Annotated in this window: 1 protein-coding gene; it reads right to left on the reverse strand. The window is 38.3% G+C overall.

What is annotated here, in order from left to right:
- Nucleotides 1-173: 173 nt before the first annotated feature.
- On the reverse strand, nucleotides 174-1,742 hold the full coding sequence (locus tag AC1DJN_RS21560) for an IS1182 family transposase (protein WP_478040188.1): 1,569 nt from the start codon (nucleotides 1,740-1,742) through the stop codon (nucleotides 174-176).
- Between the last annotated feature and the right edge of the window lie 627 nt (nucleotides 1,743-2,369).

Here is a 2,369-nt window from a genome sequence, read left to right on the forward strand (position 1 = left end):
GGGATATCCCTCACCACTTCACACTCATAAAAATATAAATTATTCTTTAAATAAGGTTGACTAATCGTAAGAAAAGAGGCTGGGACATAACTAGCTTCAATTAGTGAGAAATCCGAATTTGAATTCATTCAAATTCGGATTTCTCTATTTTTTATGTTGTCTCCATCTAGCTCTTAGTTAATGGCTGTGAATTTCCTTAAATTCACGGCCATTAATGCGAGGCCCATCTCGTTTTCAACCTTCGATTTTCCTCGTACAGAAAATCGAGTGAAACGCAAATTAGCCTTCAAGAATCCAAAAACTGGTTCCACGTCAATTTTGCGTTGACGATAAATGGTACTCGTTTTTTCTTCTGAAAGCTTTGCTCTCACATATTCTTTTTGTTGTTCCCACTTCTCATTCACCATTAACTTACGATTATTTCCTTCTTTTGCTTTTGTACATAATGAACGGAGGGGGCATCYGGAACAGTCTTCACATTCGTATACCTTAAACTCACGTGTGAAATCATACTTATCCGTTTTCATGGTACGATATTTAAATACAAGCTGTTGTTGGTTTGGGCAAGTGTATCGATCATGTTCTTTATCATAATCCCAATTCGCTGTATTGAATTCRTTTTGCTTATACTTTTTCTTCTGTTCGTTTAAATACAGGTTGTAYGTGATTAAKGCTTCTCGCTTACGATTCGAAAGGATATCATTGTAATTTTGTTCACTGCYATATCCTGCATCTGCGACGATATGTTTTGGTAACTTAAAATAATGTTGTTCGATTTCATCTAAAAATGGGATTAATGTACGTGTATCCGTTGGATTCGGAAAAATGCTGTAGGCAAGCGCATACTGACCTTCTGTTGCCACTTGTATGTTATAACCAGCCTTCAATTGACCATTTTTCATATAGTCATCTTTCATACGCATAAATGTCGCATCCGGGTCTGTTTTCGAATAACTATTTCGTTCGTCAAAGATTTCGAAGTCTCTTTGATATTTTAGTTTGCGTTCAATATAGTCGATTAATTTTTTGCGAGCTTGCTTTGGGAATTTCCGTTCTGTTCTTAAAGTCTTTCGCTCTGCTACATCCGATGAGTCCTCAATTTTTCGATCATATTCAGAAATCACTTCATCTACTTTTTCGACCATTTGAGCGAGGTATTCCAATGCTAATTCCTTTTCATTTTCCCGTTCAATTTCTGGCATGATTTCTTTTTCAAGCAGCTCATCGTATAGCTGGTTTGACTTTTCAATTAGTCCGTTATGATATTTCTCAATCGACTTTTTCCACACGAATGTAAATTTGTTCGCATTCGCTTCAATCTTTGTTCCATCAATAAAAATAGCTTCCTGATCAATTAATTCTTCCTGTACCAGCTGGCAGCGGAATTGAACAAAGCACTGACGTATCAACTCTTTCACCTCTGGTTGAACRCGGAATCGGTTGATTGTKCGGTAGGTTGGCTCATGCYCTTGAGCTAGCCACATCATCCGAAGACTATCTTTTAAAAGCGCTTCAATTTTGCGMCCTGAGAAAACAGATTGCGTGTAGGCACATAAGATAATTTTAAGCATCATGCGTGGATGGTAGGCAGGACAGCCCTCATTTCGAAGAAATGGTTYAAACGCTTCAGGCGGGATACTTTCGACTAAGTGGTGGACATGGAAGGCAATATCATTCTTTTGTAACTTCACTTCTAAATCTAAAGGAAAAATTAATTGATTCATGTTATAATCTTTAAACATAAGGATCCTTCTTTCTGTATAATTTTGTTGTGGTGACTTAATTTTATCAGAAGTGGTCCTTATTTTTTTATAAAAAAAATTTAAAGCCGGTGAAATTTTACTGATCGTAAAATTTCACCGGCTTTTTAGTTTAGAGATGGGTTTTGTCCCAGCCTCTTCTTTTGGTTGAAAAATGGTCAAGGATATCTTTATGCGCTCTCCTATGGGCGAACGTTTAGCTGCTACCTTAGCTTTGCATGCGCTGATGCTGCGTTTTATCACTATAAATAAGTAACGTGCCAGAAAATACACGCTAWRTRAAWTGGTTGATTGGAGTGGAGGCTGGGCGATTCCTTGGGGATYAGCKATATAGAGGAACRAAGGCTAAAASCATCACGTCCTGTGATAACGCCTTCGTGACCAACATCSTGTTGGCCCGAGACCCTGGAGCGAGCAWCGCGAGTGAAGCGGCTCATCGGACGCCCCCAGGAAAGCGCCCAGTCGGAACGGARATCAAMCWCTCRYTTTGYCRWARWGCYATACTTTATTTAATAGGGTCTATAGTTTTTCAACAACTTGAAAAAGCCATCTCAGTCATTTAAACTGTACCCTATAAGATAGACACTTTGAAAAAAGTCTATCCTATAG

This window comes from Stenotrophomonas sp. 05L414_2 (assembly GCF_056397905.1).